Annotated in this window: 23 protein-coding genes; 16 read left to right on the forward strand and 7 right to left on the reverse strand. The window is 72.1% G+C overall.

Features of this window, described 5'->3' with window-relative positions; genetic code table 11:
* Window positions 1-87: 87 nt before the first annotated feature.
* Window positions 88-438: a hypothetical protein gene (locus tag ABIC30_RS01390; RefSeq protein WP_020091003.1), complete on the reverse strand. Its 351-nt coding sequence runs from the start codon at window positions 436-438 to the stop codon at window positions 88-90.
* Between the two features lie 73 nt (window positions 439-511).
* Between ABIC30_RS01390 and ABIC30_RS01395 the strand changes: the two genes are divergently transcribed.
* The 4 genes from ABIC30_RS01395 (at window position 512) to ABIC30_RS01410 (ending at window position 2,680) form a co-directional block, all read left to right on the forward strand.
* Entirely contained in the window at window positions 512-754 is a 243-nt protein-coding gene (locus tag ABIC30_RS01395; protein WP_128083334.1) for a hypothetical protein, read from the forward strand.
* A gap of 70 nt (window positions 755-824) precedes the next feature.
* Complete coding sequence (locus ABIC30_RS01400) at window positions 825-1,238, forward strand: Ros/MucR family transcriptional regulator (protein WP_020091004.1); 414 nt, start codon at window positions 825-827, stop codon at window positions 1,236-1,238.
* A 137-nt stretch (window positions 1,239-1,375) separates the two neighbouring features.
* Window positions 1,376-1,618, forward strand: coding sequence for a hypothetical protein (locus ABIC30_RS01405; RefSeq protein ID WP_020091005.1), 243 nt, complete (start codon window positions 1,376-1,378; stop codon window positions 1,616-1,618).
* A gap of 222 nt (window positions 1,619-1,840) precedes the next feature.
* Window positions 1,841-2,680 (forward strand): alpha/beta fold hydrolase, encoded by an 840-nt coding sequence (locus ABIC30_RS01410; protein WP_020091006.1) that lies wholly within the window; start codon window positions 1,841-1,843, stop codon window positions 2,678-2,680.
* A gap of 160 nt (window positions 2,681-2,840) precedes the next feature.
* Here the strand turns inward: ABIC30_RS01410 and ABIC30_RS01415 are convergent, their stop codons facing one another.
* Entirely contained in the window at window positions 2,841-3,302 is a 462-nt protein-coding gene (locus tag ABIC30_RS01415) for a GNAT family N-acetyltransferase (protein ID WP_020091007.1), read from the reverse strand.
* A gap of 380 nt (window positions 3,303-3,682) precedes the next feature.
* Between ABIC30_RS01415 and ABIC30_RS01420 the strand changes: the two genes are divergently transcribed.
* On the forward strand, window positions 3,683-4,981 hold the full coding sequence (locus ABIC30_RS01420) for an MFS transporter (protein WP_245274458.1): 1,299 nt from the start codon (window positions 3,683-3,685) through the stop codon (window positions 4,979-4,981).
* Between the two features lie 134 nt (window positions 4,982-5,115).
* Window positions 5,116-6,075: a helix-turn-helix domain-containing protein gene (locus ABIC30_RS01425; RefSeq protein ID WP_042675645.1), complete on the forward strand. Its 960-nt coding sequence runs from the start codon at window positions 5,116-5,118 to the stop codon at window positions 6,073-6,075.
* A gap of 19 nt (window positions 6,076-6,094) precedes the next feature.
* Here ABIC30_RS01425 and ABIC30_RS01430 read toward each other — a convergent pair whose 3' ends face one another.
* Both ABIC30_RS01430 and ABIC30_RS01435 read right to left on the reverse strand, forming a co-directional pair.
* Window positions 6,095-8,239: a peptidase domain-containing ABC transporter gene (locus ABIC30_RS01430; protein WP_020091010.1), complete on the reverse strand. Its 2,145-nt coding sequence runs from the start codon at window positions 8,237-8,239 to the stop codon at window positions 6,095-6,097.
* On the reverse strand, window positions 8,236-9,552 hold the full coding sequence (locus ABIC30_RS01435; protein WP_026604600.1) for an HlyD family secretion protein: 1,317 nt from the start codon (window positions 9,550-9,552) through the stop codon (window positions 8,236-8,238). The genes ABIC30_RS01430 and ABIC30_RS01435 overlap by 4 nt, the downstream gene beginning before the upstream one ends.
* Window positions 9,553-10,104: 552 nt before the next feature.
* Here ABIC30_RS01435 and ABIC30_RS01440 point away from each other — a divergent pair.
* Window positions 10,105-10,335 carry a hypothetical protein gene (locus tag ABIC30_RS01440; RefSeq protein ID WP_012321783.1) on the forward strand — a complete coding sequence of 77 codons (231 nt, stop codon included), beginning with the start codon at window positions 10,105-10,107 and terminating at the stop codon, window positions 10,333-10,335.
* A gap of 85 nt (window positions 10,336-10,420) precedes the next feature.
* Window positions 10,421-11,335: an AraC family transcriptional regulator gene (locus ABIC30_RS01445; RefSeq protein ID WP_354453706.1), complete on the forward strand. Its 915-nt coding sequence runs from the start codon at window positions 10,421-10,423 to the stop codon at window positions 11,333-11,335.
* Between the two features lie 4 nt (window positions 11,336-11,339).
* On the opposite strand, the gene ABIC30_RS01450 is transcribed toward ABIC30_RS01445, so the two are convergent.
* Window positions 11,340-12,701: an NAD(P)H-dependent oxidoreductase gene (locus ABIC30_RS01450; RefSeq protein ID WP_234081845.1), complete on the reverse strand. Its 1,362-nt coding sequence runs from the start codon at window positions 12,699-12,701 to the stop codon at window positions 11,340-11,342.
* Window positions 12,702-12,909: 208 nt separating this feature from the next.
* Entirely contained in the window at window positions 12,910-13,818 is a 909-nt protein-coding gene (locus tag ABIC30_RS01455; RefSeq protein WP_234081842.1) for a LysR substrate-binding domain-containing protein, read from the reverse strand.
* 129 nt (window positions 13,819-13,947) lie between these two features.
* Here ABIC30_RS01455 and ABIC30_RS01460 point away from each other — a divergent pair, with 129 nt between their 5' ends.
* Entirely contained in the window at window positions 13,948-14,811 is an 864-nt protein-coding gene (locus ABIC30_RS01460) for a class II aldolase/adducin family protein (protein WP_020091015.1), read from the forward strand.
* 56 nt (window positions 14,812-14,867) lie between these two features.
* Here the strand turns inward: ABIC30_RS01460 and ABIC30_RS01465 are convergent, their stop codons facing one another.
* A complete protein-coding gene (locus ABIC30_RS01465; RefSeq protein ID WP_234081841.1) occupies window positions 14,868-16,001 on the reverse strand; it encodes a citrate synthase in 1,134 nt (377 codons plus the stop codon).
* Between the two features lie 75 nt (window positions 16,002-16,076).
* On the opposite strand from ABIC30_RS01465, the gene ABIC30_RS01470 reads away from it, so the two are divergent.
* The 7 genes from ABIC30_RS01470 (at window position 16,077) to cydB (ending at window position 25,497) form a co-directional block, all read left to right on the forward strand.
* Complete coding sequence (locus ABIC30_RS01470; RefSeq protein WP_234081839.1) at window positions 16,077-17,531, forward strand: CoA transferase; 1,455 nt, start codon at window positions 16,077-16,079, stop codon at window positions 17,529-17,531.
* Window positions 17,532-17,800: 269 nt separating this feature from the next.
* On the forward strand, window positions 17,801-19,258 hold the full coding sequence (fumC, locus tag ABIC30_RS01475) for a class II fumarate hydratase (protein WP_026604601.1): 1,458 nt from the start codon (window positions 17,801-17,803) through the stop codon (window positions 19,256-19,258).
* Between the two features lie 46 nt (window positions 19,259-19,304).
* Window positions 19,305-21,032: a ubiquinone-dependent pyruvate dehydrogenase gene (gene poxB / locus ABIC30_RS01480; RefSeq protein ID WP_091676006.1), complete on the forward strand. Its 1,728-nt coding sequence runs from the start codon at window positions 19,305-19,307 to the stop codon at window positions 21,030-21,032.
* 30 nt (window positions 21,033-21,062) lie between these two features.
* Entirely contained in the window at window positions 21,063-21,461 is a 399-nt protein-coding gene (locus tag ABIC30_RS01485; RefSeq protein WP_020091020.1) for a cupin domain-containing protein, read from the forward strand.
* A gap of 11 nt (window positions 21,462-21,472) precedes the next feature.
* Window positions 21,473-22,984, forward strand: coding sequence for a malate dehydrogenase (quinone) (mqo, locus tag ABIC30_RS01490; RefSeq protein WP_331327625.1), 1,512 nt, complete (start codon window positions 21,473-21,475; stop codon window positions 22,982-22,984).
* Between the two features lie 107 nt (window positions 22,985-23,091).
* Window positions 23,092-24,504, forward strand: a complete 1,413-nt coding sequence (locus ABIC30_RS01495; RefSeq protein WP_020091022.1) for a cytochrome ubiquinol oxidase subunit I — start codon at window positions 23,092-23,094, stop codon at window positions 24,502-24,504.
* Between the two features lie 6 nt (window positions 24,505-24,510).
* Window positions 24,511-25,497 carry a cytochrome d ubiquinol oxidase subunit II gene (gene cydB, locus ABIC30_RS01500; protein WP_020091023.1) on the forward strand — a complete coding sequence of 329 codons (987 nt, stop codon included), beginning with the start codon at window positions 24,511-24,513 and terminating at the stop codon, window positions 25,495-25,497.
* The last annotated feature ends 3 nt before the right edge of the window (window positions 25,498-25,500 follow it).

Below are 25,500 nucleotides of genomic sequence, written 5' to 3' on the forward strand. Positions count from 1 at the left end.
GTCAAGCTATAAACCGACCTTGGAGCAATAGTCAAGCTTCTGCCACATTTTCGTCACGTGTGAGACAGACCACCCCGGCCGCACGCCTCACAGGCAGCCGACCCGCCGCAGGGCGCCGATCAGCTTCCGGCCGACGCGGTAGCCGTTGAGGGATTCCGATCCGAGGATGCGGACGGTCTCGGCCGACGCGGTGCGGTCGTACAGGAACACCTGGAAATCCGACCGCCCCTGCCCGACGGGGCCGCTGCTGACCTGGCCGCAGAACGCCACGGCGGACTCCGCCTCGGCGGGGATCGGTCGGATCTTGCGGAATCTCACGAGGCCCGCATCCGGGAAGGCCGCGGCGACCCGCGCCCGCATCTCGGCCTCCAGATCGTCGGCGCCCTGCCCGTGGGCGAACGGCGCCGCGAGCATGCCTCCGAGGAGCGCCGCCAGCATCGCGCGTCCCCATCCCGCCCCAGGCACGGTGCGGGACTTCCGGACCCTCGACCTCGGCACGGACGGGCGGCGTGTGGCGGCCATGAACGGACTTCGCGATGCGCTCGAAGCGTATTGGATCACGAAGATCTGCGAAGTGGAAGCGTCGGAACCGCGCCGGCGAAGTGTCCGGCAGGCGCGACCCGAAAAATCCGGCGGCGCTCTCCCAATCTCGGCCAGGACCATGGCCATGTCATTGACCAACCGGACGGCGCGCGTCGCATCGAAATTCTGCATTCAAAATTCGTTACTTGCCAAGCATGTCATTCTGCATTGACAGACGATAATGTCCGAGTATTCCTGGTCTATAATAGGTGTTGGCAGGGTCGAAGAAGGGGTCGATCGCTTTGCGCAAGAACCAGGACCAGCTCGAGCCGACCATCAGCGACGTGGCCCTGCGCGTCGTGACCGCCTATCTGTCGAACAACGCGCTGCCGCACACCAGCATACCGCCGCTCCTGCTCACCGTGCACGGCGCGCTCTCCGCGCTCACCGACCGGCCCGCGGTCGTCGAGGCGCCGCCCGAGCAGCCCGACGCCGCTCAGATCCGCGGCTCGGTCCGCCAGGACGGCATCGTCAGCTTCATCGACGGCCGGTCGTACAAGACCATGAAGCGGCATCTCACGGCGCACGGGCTGACGCCGGAACTCTACCGCGCGCGCTACGGGCTGCCGGACGATTACCCGATGACCGCGCCGGGCTACGCCGAGCGCCGGTCAGAGATCGCCAAGGCGATCCGGCTCGGCAGCAAGGCCGCCTGATCGACGCAGCCCGTCCGCCGAGCCCCCGTGAACCGATGGCCCGCACGGACGTAGATGCGCTGGGCGGGGCGGCGCGCGCGTGCCGGCACTGCGGGTTGGCCCGTCTGGCAACGCGATCGGGTGAGAGGGATCTGGCCATGAAGGGTCTGTCTGGCTGCGTCGCCCTCCTTCTCCTCGGCATCGGACCGGCCTCGGCGCAGACCGTCCTGGCCCCGTCCGGAGACTCGGCCGTGACGCAGCTCGGTGGGACGGCGGGGCGGGCCGCGCGACGCAACATCCAGGAGGCCTACCGCAACGGCGACGTGGTCGGCCATCGACATGCGCCAGCCGCCCCCGCGCCCCGGCCGGACCGGCCCCGCCGCACGAGCCCGCGCTTCTAGAGGCCCCGCTCCTCGCGCGAGCGCCGCGCTGCGCGCCGGCCTTCGGCGCCCGGGCGCCGGCGGAGACGGCGCTCGCCGCCCGCGGGCCACGGCCTGAAATCGTTCTGTAATCCGAGCTGGTCACGGTCCGCGCGCAGGTCGACCGCAGCTCGCGGTCGCGGCGGGTCGCGCTGGACCGGATCGCCCCGGCAGCCCGGCCCCGGCAACGACGACAGGTGCTCGATGCTTCGGACTGCGATCACCCTGACGCTTCTGCTGGCCGGAGCCCCGGCCTGGGCCGGACCGCGCTGGCAGGACCTGCCGCCGACCCCCGCGCCGGTCGCCGGCACGGTCTCCGGGCGCGCCGCTGTCAACGGCATTCGGCTGTATTACGCCACGATCGGCAACGGTCCGCCGGTCGTCCTGCTGCACGGCGGCCTGTCGAACTCCGATTACTGGGGCCACCAGGTCGCGGCGCTCGCCGCCCGCCGCACGGTCATCCTCGTGGACAGCCGCGGGCACGGCCGCAGCACCCGGGACGATCGGCCATTCGGCTACGACCTGATGACCGACGACGTGGTCGGGCTGCTCGACGTGCTGAAGATCCCGCGCGCCGACATCGTCGGGTGGAGCGACGGCGCGATCCTCGGTCTCGACATGGCGATGCGCCACCCCGACCGCGTCGGCAAGGTGTTCGCGTTCGGCGCCAACGCCGACCCGTCGGGCCTGATCGAGGGTGTGGAGACGAACCCGACCTTCGCCGCCTTCATCGACCGGGCCGGCAAGGAGTACGAGGCCCTCTCGCCGACCCCGAAGGACTACGCCGCCTTCGTCGACGCGGTTGGCCGGATGTGGGGCGGGCAGCCGCGCTGGACCGAAGCCGATCTGAAGCGGATCCGCGCGCCGGTCCTCATCGCGGACGGCGACCACGACGAGGGTATCAAACGCGCGCACACCGAGTACCTCGCTGCCACGATTCCCGGGGCTGGGCTGCTGATCCTGCCGAACGCCAGCCACTTCGCGTTCCTCCAGGATCCGGCGCTCTTCAACGCGGCGCTCCTCGGCTTCCTGGACGGGCCTTGAGGGTCCTGAGCGGCCCCCTGACGCGCGCGACTCACCGGGCCGACAGCCAGCCTTGCTGACCCTAACCCAGTCGGCCTCTGCGCCTGGACGTACGGTTCGCGGACGCGCGGCGCGGGCCGCTTCGGGAACGGCGGCGCGACGAGGACGCCGACCCGATCCGTCAGGCGATCTCGAGATGGAGGAACTGGTTGAATTCGCTCGGCACGTAGGTCCCGAACGCGGGGCCGTTCACGAAGCCCCGACGCCGATAGAGTTCGAGCGCGGGCGCGAATGCGGGTCCGCATCCGGTCTCGAGGCTGAGGCGTCGCGCGCCGCGGGCGGCGGCGGCCGCGATGATGGTGTCGAGGATCGCCGCGCCGGCTCCCAGGCGGAGGAAATCCGGATGCGTCCGCATGGACTTCACCTCCGCGGTGCCGTCCGTCGCCATCCTGAGCGCCCCGACGCTCGCCACCCGCCCGCCGCGGCGCGCCGTCCAGACGGTCACGTCCGGTGCTTGCAGGCCTGACAGGTCGAGAGCGAACACGCTGCCCGGCGGCGAGGATGCGTGCATGCCGGCGAGATGGAGCGCCAGCAGCGCTCGTGTCTGCGTATCGGACAGATCGTCCCGCGCGATCTCGAACATCGTGCCCCGGCCATCCGCCCCGACATCCCCCGCGCAGGATGTCCTCCCGATCAACGATCAGCAAGGCGCGGAACGGCGGTGCGGCCCCCGCGCCGAGGCTCCCGGCGGAGGGCGGATCGACAGCTCCGCAAGACCCGCGGACCGCCGACCTCCCTGCGACCCGCAACCATGGCGCGCATGGTGCATTTGTGAACGCCGTCACGTTCCCCGGTGGGGAACACGCTGCCGTGGCGGTGCGTCACCGGTTGCGGGCACGCTCCGGCCGGAGAGGATTCACACGCTTGATCGACGCCGGAAGCCAGACCGCGAGTGCCTCCGGTGCCGCCGCATCGGTCGCCGGGTCGATCGCGGCCGTCACGCGGCGGCTCGATTCCCTTCCGATGACGCGGCTTCACGCGGCGGCGCTCGCCGTCTGCACGCTGGGCCTGTTCACCGACATCGCCGAGGTCGCCCTGAGCAACGCCCTGGCGGCCATCTTCCTCGCGCCGCCCCACAACCTGCCGCGGGGCAGCCTCTCGCTGCTCCTCGCCTCCGTGTTCGCCGGCGGGGCGGTGGGCGCACCCGTCTTCGGGATGCTGGGGGATCGCCTCGGCCGCAGGCGCGCGCTCCAGGCCTCCCTCGCGCTGATGGCCGCCGGATCGCTGGCGGCCGCCGCGAGCCAGGGGCTCACGGCGCTGACGATCGCCCGGACGGTCTCGGGGTTCGCGATCGGCGGGTTCCCGCCCCTGGTCGCCACCTACCTCGCCGAGGTGACGCCCGCGCGCCGACGCGGCGCGACGCTGCTGGTCTGCGCCGGACTCGGGCTCCTCGGCGGCCTGGCCGCCATCGGCCTGGTCCAGATGATGGCACCGGCCGCGCCGCTCGGGATCGAGCCGTGGCGCTGGGCGCTGATCCTCGGGGGCGCCCTGGCGGCGCTCGGCGGCGTCCTGTTCGCGCGGCTGCCGGAATCGCCGCGGTGGCTCGCCTCGGTCGGGCGCTCCGCCGAGGCCGACGCCGCCTGCCGCCGGTTCGAGCGCGCGGCCGGCCGGGTCCGGGTCGCCGCCCCCACCGACCCGGACACGGACCCGCCCGCGACCGGGCCCGCGGGGTTCCGGGGCCTGTTCGCCGAGACGCGCCAGCTGCGCCGGACGGCCCTGTTCGTCGGCCTCTACACCCTCGCCCCCCTGGCGACGATCGCCTTCCCGCTGCTCAGCGCCGTCGTGATGGTGGAGAAGGGCTTCAAGGTCGATCAATCCCTCGTCTTCGCCGCGCTGTCGATGCTCGGCCCGCCCCTGGGTACCCTGCTGACCGCGCTGGCGATCGACCGGCTCGAGCGGCGCGCCGTCCTGACGGCCCTGGCGGCGGCGATGGCGGCCCTCGGCACGGCCTTCGCCGCGAGCGGCACGTTCCTGACCCTGGTCCTGGTCGGCATCGCCTTCAACACCGCGGCGGCGACCTACGGCAGCATCCTCGCCGTCTACGCGACGGAGCTGCTCCCGACGCCGCTGCGGGCCTCGGCCATGACCTGCGCCTGGGCCGGCGGCCGGGTCGGGGCCGCGCTGGCGCCGATCATCCTCCTGCCGATCCTCTCGGCCTACGGGCCGCACGCGATGTTCGCGGTGATCACGCTCGTCCTCGCGGCGAGCGCGGCCCTGCTCCTCGCCGGACCGCGCGGCCTGTCCGGGCAGGCCCTTGCTTAGGGAAACCCGGAAGCGCGGGTCTCCGAACCACGGCGCCGCGCCGGATGGCGTCGGTTGCCAATCCGGCAAGATTCACCCGATAAAGTTGCGCAGGCAGCCGGACGGAACCGCCGGGCACGCCGGGGGTGTCACACGTGTCTAGCCCGGTGCTCGTCCCGAGCCTCGTCGAGACGACCAGCCACGTCGACCCCAAGCAGGCCTTCGAGTTCTGGCGCTGCACGGCCCTGGCCGGGTTCGGCGACATCGGCCGGCGGCACCCTCGGGAGCGTTTCGCGGCCAAGCGCCTGAGCGTGGCCTCGGCCGGCTGGTCGCTGACCCACACGGTGAGCAGCCCGGTCGCGGTGGAGTTCCGCTCCCGCCACGTCGACCGGAACGCCCGCGGGATGGTGGTGATCGGCCTCGCGCTCGACGGCGTCGGCTACCAGGAGCAGAACGGCCGCGGGGCCCAGCTGACCCCCGGCGACATCAGCTTCCTGACGCGGAACCGGCCCTTGGTGGCCGGCACCCAGAGCGCCTACGGCGAGATCCGCCTCGCCGTCCCGCGCAAGATGTTCGAGGCTTTCGTCGGCGACGCCGACGCCTTCGCGGGCCGCAGCCTCGGCCCGCTCCCGGCCGGGGCGGAGGTCCGGGCGCGGCTGCGCGGGGTGGCCGGCTCGGTCGCCTGGATGTCCGCCGACGAGGCGCAGGCGGCCGTCGAGGGCGTGCTCCACCTCCTCGGCCACCTCGTCGACGGCGCGGCCCGGCGCGGCGATCCGGAGGCGGTCTCGCAGGCGGCCGTCGTGTCGCTCGCCCGCGCCCACATCGCGCGGCGGATGCACGACCCCGACCTGAACCCGCAGGACATCCAGCGCGCGCTCGGTCTCTCCCGGACCAGCCTGTACCGCGCCTTCGCGGAGACCGGCGGCATCGCGGCGGCGATCCGCGACGCGCGCCTCGACCTCGCGCGCCGGCGCCTCGAGGCCCGCCGCGACGACAAGATGCGGATCGCCTCGATCGCCTACGCGTGCGGCTTCACCGACGTGCCGACCTTCAACCGCGGCTTCCGCAAGCGCTTCGGCCTGGCCCCGGGCGACCTGCGGCCCGCGCTCCCCTAGGCGAAGCGCGTCGGGCGCGTCAGCCCGCGGCGGCGAGATCCGCCCGGTCGCGGACCTGGGCGGGGAAATCGAACACCGCGTCCGCGTGGGCGATCGTCGCCGGGCGATGGGCGACGATGACCCGCGTCATCCGCAGGTCGCGCAGGGCCTGGGCGATCACCGCCTCGGTGGCCTCGTCGAGGTGGCTCGTGGCCTCGTCGAGGAACAGGATCTCGGGCCGCCGGTAGAGGGCGCGCGCCAGCACGATGCGCTGCTTCTGGCCGCCCGACAGGGTCGAGCCCATGTCGCCGACGAGGCTCTCGAAGCCCATGGGCATGCGGCGGATGTCGTCCAGGATCGCCGCCCGGGCGGCGCACTCGGCGATCCAGCCCGCGTCCGGATGCTCGTCGAAGGCCGCGATGTTCTCGGCGATCGAGCCGGCGAACAGGCCGTCGCTCTGCATCACGCCGGCGATCCGGCGCCTGTAGGACCCGGCGGCGGTGCGGATGTCCTGGCCGTCGGCGGTGACGATCCCCTCGCTGGGCGGCGTCAGCCCCATCATCACCTTCATGAGCGAGGTCTTGCCGCATCCCGAGGGACCGGTGATCGCGAAGCACGCGCCGGCCCGGACGGACAGCGAGACGCCGCGGAAGATCCAGGGCTCGTCGGCCCCGTAGCGCAGCGCCAGGCCCGCGCCGGCGAGCGTTCCGGCCTTCAGGGCGACGACCGGGGGCGCCCCCGGCTGCGCCCCGGCGGCGAGATCCTGCTCCTCGGGCTCGCACAGCACGATGTCGGCGAGCCGGTCGGTCTGCACGTCGAGCATGCGCAGCTTGAACCACGCGTCGATCAGGCTGCCGATCCGGGTGGCGAACTGGTCGCGATAGGCCAGGAACGCCACCAGCATGCCGAGCGACAGGGAGCCGCCGATGACCGCGCGGGCGCCGAGCACCAGCAGGATCAGCCGGTCGAGGCCGAACAGGAACTCGTTCGCGCGGCCGAACACGAGGTCGAGGCGCTGCAGCCGCAGCCGGGCGTTCAGGGCCGTGACGAAGTGGTTCATCCAGGCGCCGCCGCGCCGCTCGCGCAGGTCGAGGAGCTTGACGCTCGCCATGCCGCGGACCGTCTCGATGAAGTGCGTCTGCTGGCGGGCCTCGGCCACGAGGGCCTCCTCGCTCCCCTCCCGGTAGGCGCCGTAGGCGAAGACCCGCAGGACCGCGTTGAGCGCCGTCGAGGCGAGGACCACGGCGACCAGCCAGCCGCCGTAGACCGTCAGCATCACCAGCATGCCGACCGCCATGAGCCCGTCGAGCATGGCCTGGACGAGATCGGTCGTCAGGCCCTTCTGGATGGTGGCGAGGGAGCCGAACCGCGAGATCACGTCGCCGACATGGCGCTTCTCGAAGTAGTCGAGGGGCAGCCGCGACAGGTGGTCGAACAGGCCGGCCGACCACTGGTAGTTCAGCCGGGTTCCGGCCAGCATGATCGCCCAGGTGCGGGCGATGCTGAGGCCGAGCTGGAGCAGCAGCAGCAGCGCGAGGCCGATCGCCACCACGAGGAGCAGATCGTGGTCGGCGTTCACGATCACCTCGTCGATGACGACCTGCGAGGCGATGGGCATCAGGAGGGCGACGAGCTCGATCCCGAGGGAGAGGGCCAGGACCTGGGCCAGGGCGGCGCGGATGCCGGCCATGTTGCGGAACAAGTCGCGCAGCCGCAGGCCCGGGGCGGCCCGCTCGCGCCGGAAGCCCGGATTGGGCACCGCCTCCAGGGCGACGCCGGTGAATTCCCGCGAGGCCTCCGCGAGGCTGACCCGCCGCCGGCCGCGGCCCGGATCGTTGATGACGAGGCCGCCGCGCTCGACCCGGGTCAGCACCACGAAGTGGTTGAGGCCCCAGTGCAGGATGCAGGGCAACCGGAGGCGGGGCAGGTCCGTGAGCTCGACCCGGAGCGCGCGGGCGGTCAGGCCCTGGGCGCCGCAGAGGTCGATCAGGTTGCGCAGGGTCATGCCCTTGAGGGACAGGGGATGGCGCCGCCGCAGCGTCGCGAGGTCGATCTGGCGCCCGTGATAGGCCAGGACCATGGCGAGGCAGGCCATGCCGCACTCGGCGGCCTCGGCCTGGAGGACGACCGGCACCCGGCGGCGGAGCCCGAAATCCAGCCGGGCGGCGAGGGACGGCGCCGTCACGGGGCGGCCTTCCGGACCGGCAGGGCGTCGAGGCCGCCGCGCGTGACGAGGGCGAGGCTCTCCCGGACATGCGTCACGGGATCGAGCAGCCAGCGGTAGAGCGACCGCTTCTCCAGGGCGATGTCGGCCTCGACGCGCATGCCCGCCTCGAGGCTGCGCCGCTCGCCGTAGGCCAGCACGGTGTCGGAATCGGGCCGGACCACGATGCGGTAGAGGTCGGTCCCCTCCCCCCGGGCGGCGGCGCGCCGCGCGAAGTCGGGCGCGTCGTCGCTGCCCAGCGGCGCCCGCGTGACCTCGGTGACGACGCCGCGGTGCAGGCCGAAGCGCTGGAACGGGAAGGCGGCGTAGCGCAGCATCACGGGCGCGCCGGCCTCGGCGAAGCCGATGGCCGACGAATCGACGAACAGGTTGGCCTGGAGGCGCCCGGCGCTCGGCAGCAGGGTCAGGAGCGTCGCCCCGGCCGCCACGGTCTGGCCGACCTGCGCGCGGATCGACGTCAGGGTCCCGGCCTCGGGCGCCCGGACCTCGATGGCGCGGCGCGCCTCGCTCTCGGCCTTCTGCTGCGCCAGCTGGGCGGCGGTCCGGTCGAGGTCGGCGAGGTCGCGGGCCAACCGGTCGTCGTAGGCGGCGAGCTGGGACTTCGTCTCGGCGAGCTTGCCGTCGATCTGGAGGCGGCTCTGCTGGAACTGGGCGAGCTGCGCGCTCGCCTGCATGTAGAGGTAGTTCTGGCTCTGGAAGTCGGCGGCGCGGGCGTAGCCGCGCGCCACGGCGTCGGCGAGTTCCTCGACCCGCGCCCGGAGCGGCGGAACCAGCTTGTCCTGCAGGTCGATCTGCTTGGCGAGCTGGGCCGACTGCTCGCTCAGATTCGCCACCTGCTCGCGCAGCGCCTGCCGCTCCGTGCCGGCCAGATCGGCCCGGGCGGTCCGCTGCCGCTCGACGCTCTGGCGCTGGCGCTCCAGCTCGGCGATCACGCGCTCCTGCGTGGGGCCGCTCGCCGACACGGCGTCGAGGTCGATCGTGTACAGGAGCTGCCCGCGCGCGACCTTGTCGCCCTCGCGGACGCCGGTCGAGCCGACGCGCCCCGCCACCGGGCTGGCGAGGCTGATCAGCCCGATATCGGGCGCGAGAAGGCCGACGGCGTGGATGCGGCGCGTGTAGGTGCCCTGCCAGGCATACAGGCCGACCGCCGCCACCATGATCACGCAGGCCGCGGCCACGATGCGGACCGGCAGAGGCTGGATGATCTGCGCCTCGCCCAGCCACGCGTTGCGTCGCGCCTCTATAACCTCAAGTCGAAAGAGCGGACTTGGCACCCGGAGAAAGCAACCTTCCTGAAGGAGACAGCCGTATTCGAGGACAATGCTCAGCGCATTTGCCACCTTACTCGGTCGCATCGCGGGAGTTTCATGTCAACACTTGCCGACACGGCGAATTTTGAATAATCCTGCCCGCGTCAGAACGTCGCGCCTGCGTTGAAAACCGTCTGATTTCCAACGGCTTATTCCAATTCGCCGTCGAGCTTGCCTTGCAGCGCAGCAGGACGTCAGTTTTTGCATCATCGCGTGCTGCGTTGCGAAAACTCGACGGCGTGAGACGCGGTGAGACGCGCCGCTTCGCAGCGCGGGCGGCCGCGGTGCCGACAGCGTCTGGAGCGCGGCCTGGGAAAGACAAGGCCTGTCAGTTTTTGCGCATTGGCCGGGCTCGATCGTCCGCGAGCATTATCGGCTGGCCATGACCGATTGACACGAAGCACATCTCTGTAATCCTAAAGGCAGGTGCCGACGTCCAAGGCGCCTAGACGCTACGATCAGGCAATAGATCGAAGCAAATAACCTTCTACCTGAATCTCAATCTGGAGAACGATCATGCAGGACAGCATCGATACCGTCCGCGAGCTGAGCGCCGCCGAGCTGGACCAGGTCGGCGGTGGCCTCGGGGTCGGCCTCACTGTCGGCCTCGGGGTCGACGCGAGCCAGGAGCTCGGTGCGGTCTCGGGGGTCGTGGGCCAGGTCGGCGGTCTGGTGAGCGGCCTGGTGGGCAGCGTGCTCGGCGCGGTCGGCGGTGTCGTCGGCGGCGTGACCGGCTCCCTGCGCTGACGGTCTGACACCGGGAGGGCGGCCGCGGGGCCGCCCTCCTCCGTCGCGGGGCGTGACCGCGACGACACCGGAATCACGGGCCCGCATGGACAGCACAGCCGAGAGTTCAGCCGCGACCACAGCCGAGACGATCGCGTACGCAACGAGCGGCAGCACCGGGCATCTCTCCGGCCGCCCCGAGCTGACCTGCTACGCACCGAGCGACCGCGGCCTCCCGGAGGTCGCCTTCATCGATTTCCGCTTCCCGACCGGCGGGTGGAGCACGCACGCGGTCACGGGCCTCGAGGTCGCCGCCAGCACGCAGCCCGCGGGGGCGCACCACGCGGTCGATTACGAGATCGCGGCGCGGCTGAGCGAGCGCGAGGGCCTGCTGGTCCGGCGTCCCGGCCTGAACGGCACGACCCGTTGGGCGGGCCCGTATGCCGGCCGCGTCCTCTCCTTCTCGGCCGCCGCCGTCGAGCGGCTGGCCGAGGCGCCGATCGGCAAGATCGCCTTCGCGGCGGACGGGCGCGATCTCCGCGCCTGCCGCAGCACCTGGCACATCCTCGACGCGCTGGCTTGCGCGCACCGGGACGACCCGTCGCCCGACGCGCTGCTGATCGAGAGCCTCCACCTGGCGATCCTGCGCTCGGTCGTCGCCGCGCGCGCTCCGGGCCGGTCGGCGGCGCCCGACCTCTCGGCGTCGCAGGCCGGGCGGGCCTGCGCGTATATCCAGGAGCACCTGGACCGGGAGATCACCGTCTCCGCCCTGGCCGGCATCGTCGGGCTCAGCGAGGGCTACTTCATCCGAGCCTTCCGCCAGACCACCGGGGTCACGCCCTACCAGTACATCATGCGCGAGCGCGTCGGCCGGGCCGAGGCCCTGATCCGCTCCGGCGCGGGATCGATGGCGGAGGTCGCCGCGCGATCGGGCTTCACGAGCGCCAGTGCCATGAGCCGCACGTTCCGGAAGCTCGTCGGGCGCTCGCCGACCGGGCGCACGGCCGGCCGGCGCGCCTGAGGCGCTACCCGGCGGCCCGCCCCGCCGCCCCGCGGAACAGGGCCTCCATCTCGCGCCGGACGCGGATCGCCTCCTGATCTGCGTCGAACGCGACGTCGCTCCAGCGCACGGCCCGGCCCGCGGGCACGTCGTTCTTCAGGACCATGTTGTGGGCGAGGCCGATCGGCAGGGCGTCCTGCGCCAGGGAATCCGCCGCCGGCATCAGCTTGCCGTAGACGGTGAACCCGCCCTCGCCGTCGAGCCGCTCCCCGGCCCGCAGCGCGCGCTTGGCTGTCGCGGCGACGTCGCCGCGCCAGTCGCCCGTCGCCCCCGTGGCCTCGCCGCGGACCGCGATGGAGGCGACCGAGATGCCGAGCTCGAGCCCGATCAGGTGATAGGGCTTGTAGGTCGCGGCGAACCGGCCGCTCGAATCGGTCTTGAGGCCATATTGCGCGAAGCAGTCGCGCACGTAGGCGCTCGGCGCCTCGAACACCGCGTAGACGCCCCAGCGCAGGTCCCGGAAGACCGGCCGCCCGTCCCGCTCCACCGACGAGACCACCTCGACGGTGCCGCGCTCGGTGAGGAGGCCGCCATCCGCCGCGGGCTTCAGGACGCTCGGCAGGTCGTCGACGCCGCAGGGCGGGAAGGCGAGGCCGTCGCGCGGCGGGGTGAGCCCGCAGGCATTGGCCACCGCGGCCATCTCCAGCGCCGACTTGGTGCCGTCGAGGAAGGAGTTGAACATCTGCGGGTTGAAGTCGCCGCCCGCGACTTGGCTCTCGCTGAAGCCGTAATGGCCCCAGACCGTGTCGGGCGTGGAGGCGTGGTAGGCCGGGAGGTACTTGGTGCCCTTGCCGGCGCAGATCACCTCCAGCCCGATGGTGCGGGCCCAGTCGACCAGCTCGGCGATGAGCGCCGGCTGGTCGCCCGAGGCCATGGAGTAGATCACCCCGGCCTCGGCCGCCCGGCGCGCCAGCAGCGGCCCGGCCAGCACGTCGGCCTCGACGTTGACCATGACGATGTGCTTGCCGTGCGCGAAGGCCTTGAGCGCGTGGCGGATGCCGGCGGCCGGGCTGCCGGTGGCGTCGATGACGATGTCCACGAACGGGCTCGCGATCATCGCGTCGGCATCCTCGGTCACGAGGGTCGTGCCGCCGCGCGCGGCCTCCTCTAGCCCCCGCGCGGCGAACCGGGAATCGTCCCAGCCGACCCGGCGCAGCGATTCGCGCGCCCGGTCGGGCGATAGGTCGGCCACCGCGACGAGGTGGATGCCGGGCGTGCGCGGCGCCTGCGACAGGTACATCGAGCCGAACTTGCCGGCGCCGATCAAGCCAACCCGGACGGGCCGGCCCTCGTCGGCGCGCCGCTGCAGCTTGGCGGAAAGGGACATGGGGCGTTCTCTCCCTGGGTGGCGCGCGGTCGGGACCGGACCCCGCCGCGCTCGCCGCGTCGTTGGACGGGGACCTAGCGCGGTTCCCGATGCCGTTGAGGCCTGCCGGATGAAAAGACGGGGGGTCTGTTCGGGCGACGCGCCGCCCCCTTCTCCCGTGCGGGAGCGGGGCGGGGTGAGGGATCGGGTCTCTCCGCCTCGGGCCGCCTCAGGCCGCCTCGGCCCGGCTCTGCGCCTCCACGTCGAGGAGCCAGTGCCGGAAGGCCCGGATCTTCTCCAGGGCCCCGTCGCGCTCGCGGTAGCAGATGAAGTGGAGGTCGCGGGTCAGGCTCGCGACCCGATCGCCGCCGAGGCGCACCAGCTGCCCGGCGGCGAGCTCGTCCCGGGCGAACCGCAGGGTCTCCAGCGCCACGCCGAGCCCCTGAACGGCCGCCGAGATCACCAGCGAGCCCCGGTCGAAAGCCGCGCCCGCCGCCCCGGCCGGGACCGGCAGACCGTTATGGGCGAACCAGTCCGGCCAGCGGACGGGGCTGAAGGACGAGTCGAGCCGGGTGAAGGGCCCGATCGATCCGGCCGCGTCCGGCTGCGCGGCCCGGGCGACCTCCGGCGCGCAGAGGGCGGCGATCTCCTCCGGGCCGAGGGACTCGACGGTCAGGCCGGGCCCGTGCGGCGGCCGGCCGTAGGCAATCAGGATGTCGATCTCCTCGTGCCGGCCGAGATCCACCGGGTCGGCGCTGGTGGAGAGGCGGATGGCGATGCCGGGATGCGCCTCCACGAAGGCGGGGAGCCGCGGCCCGAGCCACTTCGCCGCGAAGCTCGGCGTGCAGTGCACGGCCAGCGACGTGGGCGACGGCGGGCTGAGGTCGGCGCAGACCGCCTCGATCGCGTCGAAGGCGCTCGAGAGCCCGGCCAGCAGGCGCTGGCCGTCGGCGGTGAGGAGCGCCTGGCGGTTCGCCCTCCGGAACAGGGCGCGCCCGAACCAGCGCTCCAGCGCCCGGATCTGGTGACTCACCGCCGAGGGCGTGAGGTGCAGCTCCGCGCTGGCGCGGGCGAAGCTGCCGAGGCGCGCGGCCGCCTCGAAGGCCCGCAGGGCGGAGAAGCTCGGGATCCGGCGCATGCGCAATCCGTGAATTGAATTCATGGATTGCGTGAAAAATCGTCGTTTGTCAACGCGCGGATCCGGCAGGATAGTGCCGGCCACGACGCGATCGGCGGGCCGGTCCGTACCCCGACGAAAGGAGACGCCATGCTCGACGACCACGCCCACGAGGCGGCCGTCGCCCTCGACCTGCCGAACGACGATGCCGGCCGCAGGCGGACCTCGATCTACCAGCCCGAGCAGGCCGGCCTGATCTTCCCGGAGATCCCGGACTTCGCCGACCACGCCGAGGAGCGGGACTACCGCAAGAAGCACCTCGTGGCCGCCTGCCGCGCCTTCGCGATGCACGGCTTCGACTACGGCTTCGCCGGCCACCTGACGATCCGCGACCCGGAGCGTCCGGAGCTGTACTGGACCAACCCGATGTGCGTGCACTTCTCGCAGGTGCGGATGTCGAACCTGATCCTGGCCGACCACAAGGGCCGGGTGGTCGAGGGGCGCCACGCCATCAACCGCGCGGGCTTCGTCCTCCACGCCGCCGTGCACGAGGAGTACCCGGAGGTCATGGCGATGTGCCACGCGCACACCACCTACGGCACCGCGTGGTGCGCCACCGGCCGACCGCTGGAGATGATCAGCCAGGACGCGGCGGCCTTCTACAACAGCCACGCCGTGATCGGCGCCTCGGCGGGCGCCGTGGCGGTGGAGAAGGAGAGCGGCCTGTCGGTCGCCCAGCAGATCGGCCGCAACCGCGGCGTGCTGCACCAGAACCACGGCCTGCTGACCTGCTCGCAGCACAGCATCGACGACGCGGCCTTCTGGTTCATCGCCCTGGAGCGGGCCTGCCAGCAGCAGCTCCTGGTCGAGGCCTCCGGCATCAAGCCGCAGCTCCTCTCGGAGAAGACCGCCCGCTACAGCCGCGAGCACGTCGGCAGCGACTACATCGGCTGGCTGCACTTCCAGACGCTGTACAGCCACATCGCCGAGACCCAGCCCGACATGTTCGCCTGAGGCCGGCGCGGGAGGCTGCGACGGATTGAGGGCCGGCCGCGAGGCCGGCCCTCTCGCTATGGGCGGTCCGCCGGGCTGCGCCGCCCCTCGTACCGGGCCCGCGGCCGGATCAGCGTCCCCTGGCGGCCCTGCTCCATGGCGTGCGCCGCCCAGCCCAGGCTCCGGCCGAGCAGGAAGATCGTGAACGGCGCGCTCCGCGGCAGGCCCGCCGTCCGGACGAGCGCCGTCAGCGCGAAGTCGATGTTCGGCCGCGCCCCCGTCGCCGCCTCGGCGCAGTCCCGGACGGCGTCCAGCAGGGGGTCGGCGGGCAGGACCGCGCCCAGGGCCGCGGCGCGGGCGTCGCCGTCCGGGTAGAGCGGGTGGCCGAAGCCCGGCAGCGCGCCGCTCCGATCCAGGCAGGCGCGCACGGCCTCCCGGGGGTTCGTCGCGTCAGCCTCGTCGACGAGCCGCAGCACCGCCGCCGCGGCGCCGCCGTGGCGCGGTCCCGACAGGGCGCTCAACCCGGCCATGAGGCAGGCCGCGATCGGCGCGCCGGTGGAGGCGGCGACCCGGGTCGCGAAGGTCGAGGCGTTCAGTTCGTGGTCGGCCAGCAGCACCAGCGCCTGACGGACCCGGTCGGCGGTCGCGGCGTCGAGGGACCAGAGCCGCGCCAAGCCCTGATGCAGGGGCGCCCGGCCTTCGGGGATGCCGCAGGACGCGGCGAGATGCGCGACGGCGCGGCGCGCGTCGCGGCACAGGCGGTGGTGCCCGCGGCCCAGCGCGGCTTCGGCCTCCTGCAGAAGCCCGGCCAGCGCCAGGAACGGCGTCGCGGCCGCGTCGGCCGGAACCTCGAACAGCGTCGCCTCCGGGCTGTCCCACAGGAGGTCGGCGGTCGCCTCCAGGCTCGCGTCGCGGGCGAACGCCACGGCGTCGCGGCCGCGGTAGATCAGGCTGCCCCGGTGGACGGTGCTGATCGCGGTGACGACCGACGGCTCGCCCCAGGCCATGGCCCCCGCGGCGATCGCCGCGCTGGCGCGGCTCCGGCCGCGCCGGTCGGCGAGCGTCGCGACGTCGGCGGCCCGGTACTGGCTGTGCCGCCGCCCCGGCGCCCGCCGCGCCTCGATCAGCCCGCGGCTGACGTAGGCGTAGAGCGTCTGGGCCCGGATCCCGAGGGCGTCGAGGGCTTCGGCGCGGTCCAGCCATTCCGTCATGTTGATTAGATGTATCAAGATTGATCGATCCGTCGATGGCCGGCAGCCTGCGCGAACCGATCGAGGGCCGGGACCATGCGCGAACGACACGCCGACCACGACGCCCTGGCGCCGATCCTCGCGGAGGCGCTGGCCGCCCTGGCGCTGCCGCCCGAGGCCGGGGACCGGCTGGCGGTGACCGGCACCGGGAGCCTGCCCTCCTGCTTCCCGGTCACCGCGCTGGCGACGGCGTCGATCGGCGCCGCCGGCCTCGCCGTCTCCGAACTCCTCGGCCTGTCCGGCCCCGCGCCCGCCGTCACGGTCGACCGGCACCTGGCCTCAGCGTGGTTCGGCACCTCCGTGCGGCCGCAGGGCTGGACGCTGCCGGCCGCCTGGGACCCGATCGCCGGCGACTACCAGGCGGCGGATGGCTGGATCCGGCTGCACACCAACGCGCCCCATCACCGCGCCGCCGCCCTCGCAATCCTCGACTGCCCGGGCGAGCGGGAGGCGGTCACGGCCGCCGTGGCCCGCACGGCGGCCGAGGACCTGGAAGGGGCGATCCTGCGCGCCGGCGGCTGCGCCGCGGCGATGCGCGGTCCGGACGATTGGGAAGGCCTGGACCAGGGCCGGGCGGTCCGGGCCGAGCCCCTCGTGGCGGTCGCGGAACGGCCCGTCCAGCACCGGTCGCCGTGGCGCCCGGACCCGGCCCGTCCCCTCGCGGGGATCCGGGTCCTCGACCTGACCCGCATCCTGGCCGGGCCGGTGGCCACGCGCGTCCTGGCCGGCCTCGGGGCCGACGTCCTGCGGATCGACCCGCCCGGCTGGGACGAACCGTCCCTGGCGCCCGACGTCACCCTGGGCAAGGTCTGCACGCGCCTCGACCTCCGGCAGGTCGACGACCGCCGGCACTTCGAGACCCTGCTCGCCGAGGCCGACATCCTCGTGCACGGGTACCGCCCGGACGCCCTGGAGCGGCTCGGCTACGGCGCGGCGCGACGCCGGGCACTCAACCCGGACCTGATCGACGTCGCGCTCTGCGCCTACGGCTGGACCGGACCCTGGGCCGGACGGCGCGGCTTCGACAGCCTCGTCCAGATGGCGACGGGCATCGCGGCGGCCGGGCAGCGGTGGAAACAGGCCGACCGGCCGGTGCCGCTGCCCGTCCAGGCGCTCGATCACGCCACCGGCTACCTGATGGCGGCGGCGGCCGTGCGAGGCCTGATCGCCCGGCAGCGCGACGGGCACGCCGTCATCGCGCGGCTCTCCCTGGCCCGGACCGCGCGCCTGCTCACGGACCATCCCGGCAGCGCGCCGGGGCCCGCCTTCGGCGGATATCGGGACGCGGATTACGCCCCGGAGATCGAGGACACGGCGTGGGGACCTGCCCTCCGGCTGCACGCGCCCGTGCGGATCGAGGGCGCGCCGCTGCGGTGGGATCGCCCGGCCTGCGATCTCGGCACGGCGGAGGCCGCACAAGTCAGACATTTCGGCGGCGCGCGCTTGTCCGGCTCGAAAGCCGCTCCGGGGAGCAGAAGCGCTATAAATTGACCAATCGCGGGAATGTTTTTGCAGCCTCCGCGCGGCGGAACGCTTGACACCGATCTATGTTATCTGGCAATTCGCCTTCATGATCTGTAATGCGTTTTGTCGGCGTTTTTAATACTAGGTTTAAGTGAAGATTTAATAGTCAGTCTTCTTAAAATCTGCACATATCGACCGAAGACCGAAAATAATACCACCGTTTACGTCAAAGCGCACCCGGTTCGCCGAACCCGTCTCGCACTGTGCCAGACGGTCCGACACCGAGAAGGATGACGATGAACGAGTCTGCCCCGGGCCACCCCATCCTGCGCGACGTTCCGATCGGCATCGCCGCCACCGGGATGCGGCACGAGACGGACTCGATGGGCGGGATCGACGTGCCGGCGGACCGCTACTGGGGCGCGCAGACGCAGCGCTCGCTCCAGCACTTCTCGATCGGCGACGATCGCATGCCCAAGCGGGTCTACCACGCCTACGGCTACGTCAAGAAGGCCGCCGCCCTGGTCAACGCCGCCGCCGGCCGCCTGGAGGACTGGCGCGCGCAGGCCATCGTCCAGGCCGCCGACGAGACGATCGCCGGCAAGCTCGACGCGCACTATCCGCTCTACGTCTGGCAGACCGGCTCCGGCACCCAGTCCAACATGAACGTCAACGAGGTGCTGTCGAACCGCGCGATCCAGCTCCTCGGCGGTGTGCTCGGCTCCAAGAGCCCGGTCCACCCGAACGACCACGTCAACATGGGCCAGTCGTCGAACGACACCTTCCCGACCGCGATGCACGTCGCCACGGTGCTCGAACTCGACGAGGTCCTGCTCCCCAAGGCGCGGGCGCTGGCCGACGCGATCGACGCCAAGGCGCGGGCCTGGATGGACGTGGTCAAGACCGGCCGGACGCACCTGCAGGACGCGACGCCGCTCACCGTCGGCCAGGAATGGTCGGGCTACGTGGCGCAGATGCGCGACGCGCTGGCCCTCGTCGAGGCGTCGCGCGCCGGGCTGTACAAGCTGGCGGCCGGCGGCACCGCGGTCGGCACCGGCCTCAACGCTCCGGAGGGGTTCAGCGCGGAGATCGCCGCCAGGATCGCCGATCTCACCGGCAAGCCGTTCGTCACGGCGCCCAACAAGTTCGCCGCGCAGGGGTCGCTGGACGCCATGGTCGCCGCCATGGCGGCGGTGCGCGGGCTCGCGGTCGCGCTGATGAAGATCGCCAACGACATGCGCTGGCTCGCCTCGGGGCCCCGCTGCGGCCTCGGCGAGCTGCTGCTGCCCGCCAACGAGCCGGGCTCCTCGATCATGCCCGGCAAGGTCAACCCGACCCAGTGCGAGGCCCTGGTGATGGTCTGCATCCAGGTGATCGGCGAGGACAACGCGGTCGCCTTCGCGGGCTCGCAGGGCAACTTCGAGCTCAACGCGATGCGCCCGATCATCATCAACAACACGCTGCATTCGATCCGCGTGCTGGGCGACGCCTGCGAGAAGTTCCGGACCTACTCGGTCGAGGGCACCGAACTCAACCGGACGCGGATCGACGAGACCGTGAACCAGTCGCTGATGCTGGTCACGGCCCTGTCGCCGGTGATCGGCTACGACCTCGCCTCGAAGATCGCCCACCGCGCCAACGACGAGGGGACGACGCTGCGCGCGGCCGCCCTGGCCGAGGGCGTCCCGGCCGAGCGCTTCGACGCGGTGTGCGATCCCAGAACCATGATCGGCCACGGGCTGGCCGGCGCCTGAAGCGCGCCGGGACCGTCCGTCCGCCCCCTCAGCTGAGCGAGACACCATGAGCACGAAGGTCGCCGATCTGTTCGTCCGGGCGCTGGCGCAGGCCGGCGTGAAGCGCATCTACGGCGTGGTCGGTGACAGCCTCAACGGCCTGACCGAGGCCCTGCGCCAGGACGGCTCGATCGCCTGGATCCACACGCGCCACGAGGAGAGCGCCGCCTTCGCAGCCGGCGCCGAGGCGCACCTGACCGGCGAGCTCGCGGTCTGCGCCGGATCCTGCGGGCCGGGCAACCTGCACCTGATCAACGGCCTGTTCGACGCGCACCGCTCCCGCGTGCCCGTGCTGGCCATCGCGGCCCAGATCCCCTCGGCGGAGATCGGCCGGGGCTACTTCCAGGAGACGCACCCGCAGAACCTGTTCCAGGAATGCAGCCACTACTGCGAGCTGGTCTCCTCGCCGGCCCAGCTGCCCGGCGTGATCGAGACCGCGATGCGCGTCGCCATCGCCGAGCGCGGGGTCGCCGTCGTGGTGATCCCCGGCGATGTCGGCCTCATGGCCATGCCGGGGAACGCGCCCGAGCTCTCGGCCGCCCTGGTGCCGCCCCCGCCCGTGGTGCGCCCGCGCGAGGCCGACCTCGACGCGCTCGCCGGGATGCTCAACGCGGCCGGGCGCGTGACCCTGTTCTGCGGCCGCGGCTGCGCCGGCGCCCACGCGGAGCTGCTGCAACTCGCCGAGGCGCTGAAGGCGCCGGTCGTCCACGCGCTCGGCGGCAAGGAGCACGTCGAGTGGGACAATCCCTACGACGTCGGCATGACCGGCCTGATCGGTTTCTCGTCGGGCTACCGGGCGATGCTCGACTGCGACACCCTGCTGCTGCTCGGCACCGGCTTCCCCTACCGCCAGTTCTACCCGGACGACGCCAAGGTCGCGCAAGTCGACCTGCGGGCCGGGAGCCTCGGGCGCCACTGCCGGATCGATCTCGGCCTGATCGGCGACGTCGGGGAGACGATCGCGGCGCTGCTCCCGAAGCTGCAGGCCAAGACCGACCGGGCGCATCTCGACGACAGCCTCGCCCATTACCGCAAGGCCCGCGCCGGGCTCGACGCGCTGGCGGTCGGCAAGCCCGGCGGCAAGATCCACCCGCAATACGTCGCCCGGACGCTCAGCGAGGCGGCCTCCGAGGACGCGGTCTTCACCTTCGACGTCGGCACGCCGACGATCTGGGCGGCGCGCTACCTCGCCATGAACGGCAAGCGCCGGCTGATCGGCTCGCTGAACCACGGCTCGATGGCCAACGCCCTGCCGCAGGCGATCGGCGCGCAGGCGGCCTATCCCGGGCGGCAGATCATCTCGTTCTCCGGCGACGGCGGCTTCGCCATGCTGATGGGCGACCTGCTGACCCTCAACCAGCACAAGCTGCCGGTGAAGATCGTGGTGCTGAACAACGGCACGCTGGGCTTCGTCGAGATGGAGATGAAGGCGGCGGGCTTCCTCGAGACCGGCGTCGAGCTGGTGAACCCGGACTTCGCCGCCATGGCGAGCGGGGCCGGCATCTTCGCCCGGCGCGTGGAGGACCCGGCCGCGCTGCCGGACGCGATGGCCGCGATGCTCGCCCATGACGGCCCGGCGCTGCTCGACGTCGTCTCGGCCCGCCAGGAGCTGTCGATGCCGCCGAAGGTCGGCCTCGAGCAGGTGACGGGCTTCGGGATGTGGCTCGCCCGGGCGGTCATCGACGGGCGCGGCACCGAGATCATCGACCTCGCCAAGACCAACCTCTGGCGCTGAGGCGCCCTTCCGAAGCCGGAGCTCTGCCCGATGATCCGCTGCGTACGCATCTGGACCGGTGACGACGACAATTCCTACTTCGAGGAAGGCGTCATCGACCTGCCCCACGGCGAGCGCGGCGACATCCTCAGCGGCACGACCGACGTGGTCTCGATCTCCTTCCGCGAGACCCAGGCCGGCGGGACCTACGCGTGGCACGCGGCGCCGACCCGGCAGTTCGTCATCACCCTGCGCGGCACCCTCGACTTCCAGACGAGGGCCGGCGCGCACTTCACGATCCGCCCCGGCGACATCCTCATCGCCGAGGACACGGCCGGCTCCGGCCATTCCTGGCGCCTCGTCGACGACGAGCCCTGGTGCCGGGCCTACGTGATCCTCGCCCCCGGCGCCGAGGCCCGGCTCCCCTTCGTCCCGAACAAGACCGCCTGAGGAGGGGCCCGATGGCCGAGATCAGCTTCGACGACGCTCCCGACGTGGTGCTGATCGGCGCCGGGATCATGAGCGCGACCTTCGGCACGGTCCTGAAGGAGCTGGAGCCGTCGCTCAGGATCGCGATGTTCGAGACGCTGCACGACTGCGCGCAGGAGAGCTCGGAGGGCTGGAACAACGCCGGCACCGGCCACGCGGCCAATTGCGAGCTGAACTACACGCCCCAGCGCCCCGACGGCAGCGTCGACATCGCCAAGGCCCTGGAGGTGAACACCGAGTTCGACATCTCGCGCCAGCTCTGGGCGCATCTGGTGAGGAAGGGCGCGATCCCGGACCCCCGCGCCTTCATCCATCCCTGCCCGCACATGAGCTTCGTCTGGGGGGCCGAGAACGTCGCCTTCCTCAAGGCGCGCTACGCCGCGATGTCGGCGCACCACTGCTACCACGGCATGGAGTACAGCGAGGACCCGCAGGTCATCGCCGGCTGGGCGCCGCTGATCATCGAGGGCCGCGATCCCGGCGAGCCGATCGCCGCCACCCGGATCGTCACCGGGACGGACGTCGATTACGGCGCCCTGACGCACCTGCTGGTCAAGCAGCTCGCGGCACAGCCCGGCTTCGCCGTCCACTACAACCGCAAGGTCGTCGCCCTCGACCGGGTCGACGACGGCCGCTGGGCCGTGACCGTCGAGGACACCTACGACGGCACGCGCCAGACCGTGACGGCCAAGTTCGTGTTCATCGGCGCGGGCGGCGGCTCGCTGCCGCTGCTGCAGGCCTCGAAGATCCCGGAGGGGCGCGGCTACGGCGGCTTCCCGGTCTCGGGGATCTGGCTGCGCTGCGACGTCGACGCGGTCAGCGCACGCCACCACGCCAAGGTCTACGGCAAGGCCGCCTCCGGCTCGCCGCCGATGTCGGTCCCCCACCTCGACACCCGCATCATCGGCGGCAAGCGCTCGCTGCTGTTCGGGCCCTACGCGGGCTTCTCGTCGCGCTTCCTGAAGCACGGGTCGCTCACCGACCTGTTCACCGCGCTGACACCGCACAACATCGTGCCGCTGCTGGACGTCGCCAAGGACAACGTCGCGCTCACCGAGTACCTCGTGGGCCAGGTGCTCCAGAGCTCCGACCACCAGTTCGCGACCCTCAAGGACTTCTTCCCCAAGGCGCTGAAGCAGGACTGGACCTCGGCGGTGGCCGGCCAGCGGGTGCAGACGATCAAGCCGACCGGCAAGGCGAACCCGCTGGAGGAAGGCTACCTCGAATTCGGCACGGAGCTGGTGGCCGCGGCCGACAACTCGATCTGCGCGCTGCTCGGCGCCTCGCCCGGCGCCTCGACGGCGGCCTTCATCGCGGTCGAGGTCCTGGAGAAGTGCTTCGCCGACCGGCTCACGCCGGATGCCTGGCTGCCCCGCCTCAAGGCGGTGATCCCGACCTACGGCATCGACCTCAAGCGGGACGCCGAGGCCTGCCGCCGCACCCGGGCCGAGACGGCGCCGGTCCTGAGGATCGACAACGTCTGACAGGTTCGCGAGGCGCGGTTCCCCGCGCCCCGCCGGCGGACATCTGAGGGTGCGACGCGCCCGGCCCGCGGCGGCGGACCGGCGAGCTTCGGCCGGAGAGAGGAACGATGGACATCTCCGCCCTGATGCTCTCGCGCATCCAGTTCGCCTTCACGGTGTCGTTCCACATCATCTTCCCGGCCTTCACGGTCGGGCTGGCGGCCTGGCTCGCCTTCCTGCAGGCGCGGGCGATGATCGCGCGCGAGCCGGTCTACGACCGCCTGTTCGCCTTCTGGCTCAAGATCTTCGCCGTCGCCTTCGGGCTCGGCGTCGTCTCCGGCATCGTCATGGCGTTCCAGTTCGGCACCAACTGGAGCGAGCTCGCCCGCCGCACCGGCCCGATCCAGGGGCCGCTCCTCGGCTACGAGAGCTTCACGGCCTTCGCGCTCGAGGCCTCGTTCTTCGGGGTGCTGATGTTCGGCCGCAGGCGGGTGCCGCGCTGGTTCTACCTGTTCGCCTGCCTGATGGTCTGCCTCGGCACCAGCCTGTCGTCCTTCTGGATCCTCGTGAACAACTCGTGGATGCAGTACCCGACCGGCTTCGCCCAGCGCCCGGACGGCGTGTTCGTACCGACGGACTGGTGGGCGATCATCTTCAACGGGGTCGTCTGGGTCCGCTTCCCCCACATGGTCCTGGCCGCCTACGTCACCACCAGCTTCTGCGTGGCCGCGACGGGGGCGTGGTACATGCTGCGCGGCAGCGACCGGATCGAGGCCCGCGCCATGATCCGGATGGGGCTCGGCCTCGCCGCGATCCTGGTGCCGCTGCAGCTGTTCTTCGGCCACCTCACCGGCGACTACGTCGTCAAGCACCAGCCCTCGAAGATCGCCGCGATCGAGGGTCACTGGGAGAGCCAGGCGCCGGCCGGCGAGATCCTGTTCGCGTGGCCCGACGAGGCGCAGGAGAAGAACCACTTCGTCATCGCGCTGCCCGCCCCGATCGGCAGCCTGATCGACGACGGCACCCTCACCGGCAAGGTGATCGGCATCAAGGACATCCCCAAGGCCGACCGGCCGCCGGTGCTGATCCCGTTCTTCGCCTTCCGCATCATGGTCGGCTGCGGGCTGCTGATGCTGGCGCTGGCCTGGGGCGGGATGGCCTTCTACGCCACCGGGCGGCTAGAGCGGGCGCGCTGGCTGCAATGGGCGATCTTCCTGTCGTTCCCGCTCGGCTTCGTCGCAACCCTGACCGGCTGGTTCACCGCCGAGGTCGGGCGCCAGCCCTGGACGGTCTACGGCCAGCTGCGCACCGCCGACGCGGCGACGCCGTTCCTGGCCGCGCCGCAGGTTGCGACCTCGCTCGCCGTGTTCGGCGCGGTCTACGCGCTGATCTTCGCGGCCGGCACCGTCTACATCTACCGCATGCTCAAGGCCGGCATCCTGCCGACCCCGGCCCGTGCGGGGAGCGCCGCCAACCCCAAGCGGCCGCTCGCCGTGCCGGGCGACAGTCCCGGCACCCCCAGCAGCAATCCGGCGGAGTGAGCGGCCGTGATCGAATTCTGGGCCGCCGCCCTCGCCCTCACCCTGATGCTCTACGTGCTGCTCGACGGGTTCGACCTCGGCGTCGGCATGCTGTTCGGGATCGCCCCGGACGAGACGGCGCGCCGGCACATGATGCAGGCGATCGCCCCGGTCTGGGACGGCAACGAGACCTGGCTGGTGCTCGCCGCCACGATCCTGTTCGGCGCCTTCCCGACGGTCTACGCGCTGCTGCTCTCGGCCTTCTACCTGCCGCTCCTCCTGATGCTCGCGGCCCTGATCCTGCGCGGCGTCGCCTTCGAGTTCCGCTACAAGTCCCGGCGGCTGCGGCGGGTCTGGGACGCGGGCTTCGTCGGCGGCTCCTACTGCGCGGCCTTCGTGCAGGGCGTGACGGTCGGGGCGCTCGTGCAGGAGCTGCCGGTGCAGGGCGGGCTCTACGCCGGCGGGGCGTTCACGTGGCTCACGCCGTTCTCGCTGCTCTGCGGGCTCGGCCTGTGCCTCGGCTACGCGCTGCTCGGCGCCGCGTGGCTGTGCGGCAAGACCGAGTCCGACGTGCGCGACCTCGGCTTCCGGCTGCTGCCGCGGCTCCTGCTGGGCGTCCTGGTCTTCCTCGGCGCGGCCTTCGCGTACGCGCTGGCGATGAACCTGCGGGTGCTGCACCGCTGGGTCGAGCGGCCCGAGATGCTGGTCCTGCCGCTCGTGGGGGCCGTGGCCTGCGCCGGGCTCCTCTACGCGGCGCGGCGCCGGATCGATGCCCTGCCCTTCCCGCTGGTGGCGCTGATCTTCGCCGCCGCCTTCGCGACGCTCGCCGCCTCGTTCCTGCCCTACATGGTGCCGTTCAGCGTGACGGTGACCGAGGCGGCGGCGCCGGAGGCGAGCCTGTCCTTCATGTTCTGGGGCGCAGGCATCGTGGTCCTGCCGATCACCCTGATCTACACCCTGGTGGTCTACCGGGTGTTCAAGGGGAAGGTCGACATCGCCGAGCACTATGACTGAGCC

Origin of the sequence: Methylobacterium sp. 1030 (assembly GCF_040544715.1) — a bacterium.
Lineage (GTDB): Bacteria > Pseudomonadota > Alphaproteobacteria > Rhizobiales > Beijerinckiaceae > Methylobacterium.